The 6,253-nt window shown below is 75.0% G+C and carries 6 protein-coding genes; all 6 read right to left on the bottom strand.

The window, feature by feature from the left end; translation table 11 throughout:
• Nucleotides 1-104 precede the first annotated feature (104 nt).
• On the bottom strand, nucleotides 105-1,478 hold the full coding sequence (locus J0670_RS26755; RefSeq protein ID WP_207814241.1) for an HD domain-containing protein: 1,374 nt from the start codon (nucleotides 1,476-1,478) through the stop codon (nucleotides 105-107).
• Nucleotides 1,479-1,588: 110 nt separating this feature from the next.
• A complete protein-coding gene (locus J0670_RS26760) occupies nucleotides 1,589-3,109 on the bottom strand; it encodes an HD-GYP domain-containing protein (protein WP_307806706.1) in 1,521 nt (506 codons plus the stop codon).
• Between the two features lie 257 nt (nucleotides 3,110-3,366).
• Nucleotides 3,367-3,801 (bottom strand): mycothiol system anti-sigma-R factor, encoded by a 435-nt coding sequence (rsrA, locus tag J0670_RS26765; RefSeq protein WP_207814242.1) that lies wholly within the window; start codon nucleotides 3,799-3,801, stop codon nucleotides 3,367-3,369.
• Entirely contained in the window at nucleotides 3,798-4,541 is a 744-nt protein-coding gene (locus tag J0670_RS26770) for a sigma-70 family RNA polymerase sigma factor (RefSeq protein WP_374199896.1), read from the bottom strand. Before J0670_RS26770 ends, rsrA begins: the two co-directional genes overlap by 4 nt.
• A 296-nt stretch (nucleotides 4,542-4,837) precedes the next feature.
• A complete protein-coding gene (locus tag J0670_RS26775) occupies nucleotides 4,838-5,479 on the bottom strand; it encodes an alpha/beta family hydrolase (RefSeq protein WP_207814243.1) in 642 nt (213 codons plus the stop codon).
• A gap of 20 nt (nucleotides 5,480-5,499) precedes the next feature.
• On the bottom strand, nucleotides 5,500-6,252 hold the full coding sequence (locus J0670_RS26780; protein WP_207814244.1) for an SOS response-associated peptidase: 753 nt from the start codon (nucleotides 6,250-6,252) through the stop codon (nucleotides 5,500-5,502).
• Nucleotide 6,253: the final 1 nt, after the last annotated feature.

Genomic DNA, 6,253 nt, shown 5'->3' on the forward strand with positions numbered 1-6,253 from the left:
CCTCCTCAACCCCTGCCGAGGGCCTGTGCCCGAGAAGCGGGGCCTGACGACCGGCGCCCCGAAGGCCGGCGCCCGGGGCCCCCGTAGCGCCGGGGCCCCTGGGGTCAGCCCAGGGCCTGGCCGCCGACCCGGGCCAGCGCGTCCACCACCCGGGCGTCGTAGACCCGTCCACGCCCCAGCCGCAGCACTTCCAGTGCCTCCAGCCGCCCGACCGCCTCGCCGACGCCCCGGCCGCGGGCTGCGGTCAGCAGGTCGTCGTGGGCGTTGGCGACCCGGATGATCCGGGCGGCGAGCGGCACCGGCCGCTCGCCGCCGACCGGCCTGGCGCAGGGGTCGGCCAGCCGGGCGACCTGCTCGGCGACCTGTCGGGGCACCCCGGTGCGGCGGATCACCTCGCTGCCCAGGCGGGCGATGCGCTGCTGCTCGGCGAAGGGCAGCAGCGCGGTGGCGCCGTCCGGCACCGGTTCGACCAGGGACAGCTGGCCGACGTCGTGCATCAGCGCCGCGTACTCCAGCAGGGCGAGCTCGCGGGTGCCCAGACCCAGCTCGCGACCGAGCGCGCGCGCCGTGTCCGCGACCCGACGCGCGTGCCCGTGCGGGGTGTAGCCGGCCACCTCGGTGGCCCGGGCGAGGCTGGCGATGGTCTGCCCGGTGGTGGCGCGCACGGCCGCGGCCCGCCGGAAGGACACCTGGGCGAGCAGCAGCGGGGCGCAGAACAGCGGCAGCGCCCACAGCCCGACCTCGCCGGCCGCGAGGCTGACCAGCATCCCGGTGGCGACGATCGCCGAGCCGATCCCGAACAGCGAGCGCAGCTCGTCCTCCAGCGCCGCCGGGAACCGCGGCCCGCCCTCCGGGCCCGCGGCCTTCCCGCACGCCCTCCGCCGCTCCTGCCGGACGGACGGACGGCGGACGGACGGCGGACGGACGGACGGCAGGCGCCGGGCCCGGTCGCACCGCAGCAGCGCCGCCAGGGTGGCGTCGCACAGCGCGGCCAGCGCGGCGACGGCGGTCAGGAACACCCCGTACGCGGGGCCCTCGGGCGAGAAGCGGTCGACCAGGCCGCCGGTGTAGAGCGGCTGGAAGACGGCGGCCGCGAAGCCGACCGCGAGCAGCCGGCGGGCGGCGCCGTCTCGGCGGGCCGGGTCGGCCCAGGGCCGGCGCCGGTGCGGGCAGCCCGGGTGGTGCGGCAGGACGAGGCCGGGCAGCCAGCCCAGCAGCAGGCCGATCCCGGTCACCGCGACCACCTGCAGCGTCCCGTGCGCGGTCGGCACCCCGCGCAGCGGCCCGAGCAGGGCGTACGCCAGCGCGCCGGCCGCGCCGATGGGCGCCTGTTCGCGATCCCCCGGGAGGGTGATCCGGACGCACTCGCCGACCGCGATCAGCGCGGTGAACGCCAGCGCGACCCCCGGCTCGGCCACCCCGCGCACCGCGACCGCGCCGAGGGCGCCCGCCAGCAGCGCGGCGGCGGCCGCGTGCATCACCCGGGTGGTCCGCCCGCGCGCCGCACCGGCCGCACCTGCGGCCCCGACAGCCCCGACGGCCCCGGCAGTCGTACGAGCGGAACCGGTGGCCCCGCACCCGGGCCGCCTCACGGCTGCCCGGCCACGGGGGCGGTCCCGCCCTGGTCGGGTGCCCGGCCCGGCGCGGCCCGCACCGGCTCGGGCACCCCGAGCGGGATGTCCGGGACGGCCCGCACGCAGTCCTCGGAGTGCACCACCGGCTGCCAGTCGTGCCCGTCCAGCGCGTCGATCAGCGCCCGCACCATCACGGGGTCGAACTGGCTGCCCGAGCAGCGCTCCAGCTCGGCCACCGCCTCGGCGACCGGGCGACCGCGCCGGTAGGAGCGGGTGGAGGTCATCGAGTCGAAGGCGTCGGCGACCGAGATGATCCGGGCGAACTCGGGGATCCGCTCGCCGGCCAGCCCGCTCGGGTAGCCGCGCCCGTCCATCCGCTCGTGGTGGTGCAGGATCCCGGCGTGCGCCTCGCCGAGGAAGTCGATCCCGCGCACCAGCTCGTACCCGTACACCGGGTGGATCTCCACGGCCCTGCGCTCGTCCTCGCTGAGGGGACCGTTTCTGCGCAGCAGCTCGGTGGCCACCCCGAGCTTGCCGACGTCGTGCAGGATCCCGGCGAAGCGCAGGGTGCGCAGCCGTTCGGCCTCCATGCCGAGCTGAGTGGCGATCAGCACCGAGGCCCGGCCGACCCGTTCACTGTGCCCGCGGGTGTACGCGTCCTTGATCTCCACGGCCTGCACCAGCGACTGCACGGTGGCCTGGTGGGCGTCCCGCTCGCGCTGCCCCTGGGCGAACACCCAGGCCGAGATGGACAGCGGCAGCAGCGCAAGCAGCGCGGCGAACGCCCCGTACGGGCCCTGCCAGAGCACCGCGACCATCAGCCCGCCGGCCGCGTGCACCAGCACCGGCAGTCCGCACACCGAGCGGGCCCCGCGCAGCACCATGCCGGCCCGGCAGCCCTCGCTGAGCATCACCATCACGCCCACCAGCACCCCGTTGACCAGGCAGAACGCGGCGACGGCGGCGAAGGCGGGCAGCAGCGCGGCCGGGAAGCGGGAGCCGAGCAGCAGCTGCGGGCCGTGCGGCAGGTGGAAGACGACCGAGGAGGCGAAGGCGCACAGCGCGAGTTGGGAGCCGTTGAACAGCTGGCGCCGGCGGCAGCCCGGCCCGGACGGGCCGCCGAACAGCGCGGCCGGTACGGCGACCAGGGCGGCGGCGGCCGGCGGGAGCATCAGCACCCCGGCGAACAGCACGGGGAAGAAGGCGTTCACCCCGGGCCGGGCGGGCACGCGTTCGGCGGGGGCCCGGCGGCGCAGCAGTCGGCACACCAGGAACAGGCAGGGGGTCGGCACGCCCTGGGCCAGTGACTCCCAGCAGCCGTGCAGGAAGGCCAGCAGCCCGACCTTGGGCCAGTCCACCGGGTGGCCGAGCCAGCCCGGCAGCCCGGGGGCCGCCGTGTCGGGCAACAACGGCAGCAGGCAGCACAGCGCCGTCACCGGGACGGCCACCAGGTAGCAGGCCGCTCCCCGCGGCAGGGTCGCGCCTCCCCTGTCAGTAGCGATCTCGACCTCCCCGCGCTCCGGGCCCCGTGCCACCTCCACCCGCCGGGGCGACCGGCGGTGAGTGTTCGTCAGGAGGATAGGCCGCCGCCCGGGCGCAGGGACGCATGATGGCGCGATGGCGCAGTTGGCGCACCGGCAACTCACTCGATCGAGTGAGGGCGCATGCGCGCAGAACGGGAGCGGCCCCGAGAGCGCATGCTCCCGGGGCCACTGAACTCCCTGCCCGAACCGTCAGCACCGAACCGTCAGGCCCGAAGCGCCCGACCCGCCGGGCTACCGCGCCCGGCCGCTCACTCCGCCGGGGCCCCGGCCTCGACCGGTGCGCCGGGGCGGGCGGCCGACTCCCGGGCGGAGCCCGCGGACTCGACGGCCGGAGCGGCCCCGGCCGCCTTCGGCGCCGGCCGGGCGGACTCGGCGTGGATCTCGGCCGAGGTCTCGACGGCGACCACCACCTGCTCGCCCGAGCGCTGCCCCGCCCGGATCGAGTCGATCCTGGCCAGCACCTTGCTGCGCAGGTCGACCGGCGTGTCGTCGCAGCCGCAGGAGCGCTTGATCAACGCCTTGATCGCCTGCTCCAGCCCGTACTGCTTCAAGCAGGGCGAGCACTCCTCGAAGTGCACGCGCAGCTTGGCGCAGTCGCCCTCGGGCATCTCGTTGTCGAGGAATTCATAGAGGTGGTCGAGGACCTCGCCACACTCGGTTTCGTGCGGATCGCCGCAGCTCATGAGCCCGAGCCCTTCGCTTCCTGCCCTGCCCCGCTACCGGCCGGGACGAGCCCGCGCTCACGGGCGTAATCCTCCAGCATGCCGCGCAACTGACGGCGGCCGCGGTGCAGTCGGGACATCACCGTACCGATGGGAGTACCCATGATGTCCGCGATCTCCTTGTACGCAAAGCCTTCTACGTCCGCGAGATAGACGGCGATCCGGAATTCCTCCGGGATGGCCTGGAGCGCGTCCTTCACATCGCTGTCGGGAAGGTGGTCGAGCGCCTGGGTCTCGGCCGAGCGCAGACCGGTCGACATGTGCGACTCGGCGCGGGCCAGCTGCCAGTCCTCGATCTCCTCCGCCGCCGTGCGCTGGGGCTCGCGCTGCTTCTTGCGGTACGAGTTGATGAACGTGTTGGTGAGGATGCGGTACAGCCAGGCCTTGAGGTTCGTGCCCTCGCGGAACTGGTGGAAGGACGCGTACGCCTTGGCGAACGCCTCCTGGAGCAGGTCCTCCGCGTCCGCCGGGTTGCGCGTCATGCGCAACGCCGCCGAGTACATCGGATCCAGGTAGCCCAGGGCGTCGCGCTCGAAGCGCTCCCGCCGGGCCTCCTCGCTCTCCTCCGCCGACACCCGGAAGGTGTCCTCACCGATCGCCTCGGCCAGCTCCTCACCGGTGAGCGCCTCGCCCGCAGGCAGGGCCTCGTCCGGGCCACGGCCCGGCTCGGCCTCGTGCTCGGTCCCGACGACCGGACCCACCTCCTCGGCATGACGGGTACGGCCCACCGCGGGCCGTCCCGAAATGGAGGATATCGGGCTGACGGGCTTCTCGCCCGCGTCAAGCCACTCCGACCAGGAGGGGGCGAACGCCACAGCGGCCTCGCGCTCCTCAGGCCGTTCCGGGCACGCGATCGAACCCATCTGCCCTGCCTCTCACCGTGACTCGTGCTGACGATGGGGTCAACCACGGGGACCGCGCCCACATTCCCGCCCCCGACCACCGTTCACTCGCACGAGTGAGCGAGCGGAAGCGGCCCGTACCCGGGCCGCCCCGCTCACACCAGCCGCAGCACCCAGTCCCCCACCGCCGAACGGATCAGCCCCAGCACCTCGTCCTGCCCCACCGGCGCCCGCCTGGGCACCTCGAAACCGTGACTGCCGTACGGCACCGCCACCAGCTCGTGCCCCTCCGGCAGCGCCGGGAACTCCCCCGGCCCGCCGAACGGATCCGCCGCGCTCTGCACCACCAGCGTCGGCAGCCCCGACTCCAGCAGCTCCTCAGCCCGGCTCTTCTCCGGCCGGCCCGGAGGGTGCAACGGGAACGCCAGCGCCACCACCCCCACCGCGCCGGTCGCCGCGCCCGTACGGCAGGCCACCCGCGCCCCGGCGCTGCGCCCGCCGACCACCAGCGGCAGGCCCTGCCCGGCCAGGTGCTCCGCGACCGGCCGCCAGCCGAGGTCCAGGGTCCTCGCCGCCGACGGGCCCATCTTCTTCCCGGCCACCTTCCAGGGCTGCTCGACCAGCGCCACGGTGATCCCGCGCGGCGGCAGCCCCTCCGCCAGCGCCACCAGGTCCCGGGCCCCGATCCCGCCGCCCGCGCCGTGCCCCAGCGCCAGCACGGCCTTCGGGGCGGCCGCCCGGTGGTAGGTGATCCTGGCCTCGCCCGCCTCGGTGGCGACGAGTTCGGAGGTGGTCATCCGAGCTACTCCCAACGCGTTCAGAACAGTGTGGTCTCGTACTCGACCTCGGCCCACGGCTCCTTGAGCTCCGGGCCGTTGTTGCGGATGTTGCCGACCGCCGGCGACACCGGCGTGGCCAGCAGCGCCCCCGGCGCCGGCGGTATCAGCAGCCGGCGCAGCTCGTCCGGGTCGCCCGACCCCGGGTCCAGCCACTCGTCCCAGGAGTCCCGGTCCAGGAACAGCGGCATCCGCTCGTGGATCGGCGCCAGCACCTCCTCGGCGTCCGTGGTGACCACGGCGAAGGTCACCAGCCACGCCCGCGGGTCCTGCGGCGGCACCGCCCGGTCGCGCCAGAACTCGTACAGCCCCGCCAGCGCCAGCGGCGCCCCGTCCGCCCGGGACACGAAGAACGGCTTCTTACGGGCCCTGCCCCGCTCGCCCGGCACCGTCTGCCACTCGTAGTAGCCGTCCACCGGCAGGATGCACCGGCGCGAGGCGAAGGCCTGCCGGTACGCGGGCTTCTCGTGCACCGTGTCCGACCGGGCGTTGATCATCTTCACCGCCGTCTCGGCCGAGTTCGACCACTGCGGCACCAGCCCCCAGCGCAGCGCCCGCAGCTGCCGCAGCGGCCGCGCCCGCTCCTTCGACAGCCGCTCCAGCACCACGAAGGCGCTGTTGGTCGGCGCCACGTTCCAGTTCGGATCCAGCGTCTCCTCAGGGTCCCAGTACTCCACGTCGAACAGCTCGACGAGGTCCTCGGGCTTGCTGCTGGCTGCGAAGCGACCGCACATG

Origin of the sequence: Streptomyces sp. FH025, from assembly GCF_017427025.1 — a bacterium.
Lineage (GTDB): Bacteria > Actinomycetota > Actinomycetes > Streptomycetales > Streptomycetaceae > Kitasatospora.

Coding starts and splice junctions, on each gene's coding strand:
- J0670_RS26755 (WP_207814241.1), bottom strand. CDS start 1,478: ATGCACGCGGCCGCCGCCGCGCTGCTGGCGGGCGCCCTCGGCGCGGTC.
- rsrA (WP_207814242.1), bottom strand. CDS start 3,801: ATGAGCTGCGGCGATCCGCACGAAACCGAGTGTGGCGAGGTCCTCGAC.
- J0670_RS26775 (WP_207814243.1), bottom strand. CDS start 5,479: ATGACCACCTCCGAACTCGTCGCCACCGAGGCGGGCGAGGCCAGGATC.
- J0670_RS26780 (WP_207814244.1), bottom strand. CDS start 6,252: ATGTGCGGTCGCTTCGCAGCCAGCAGCAAGCCCGAGGACCTCGTCGAG.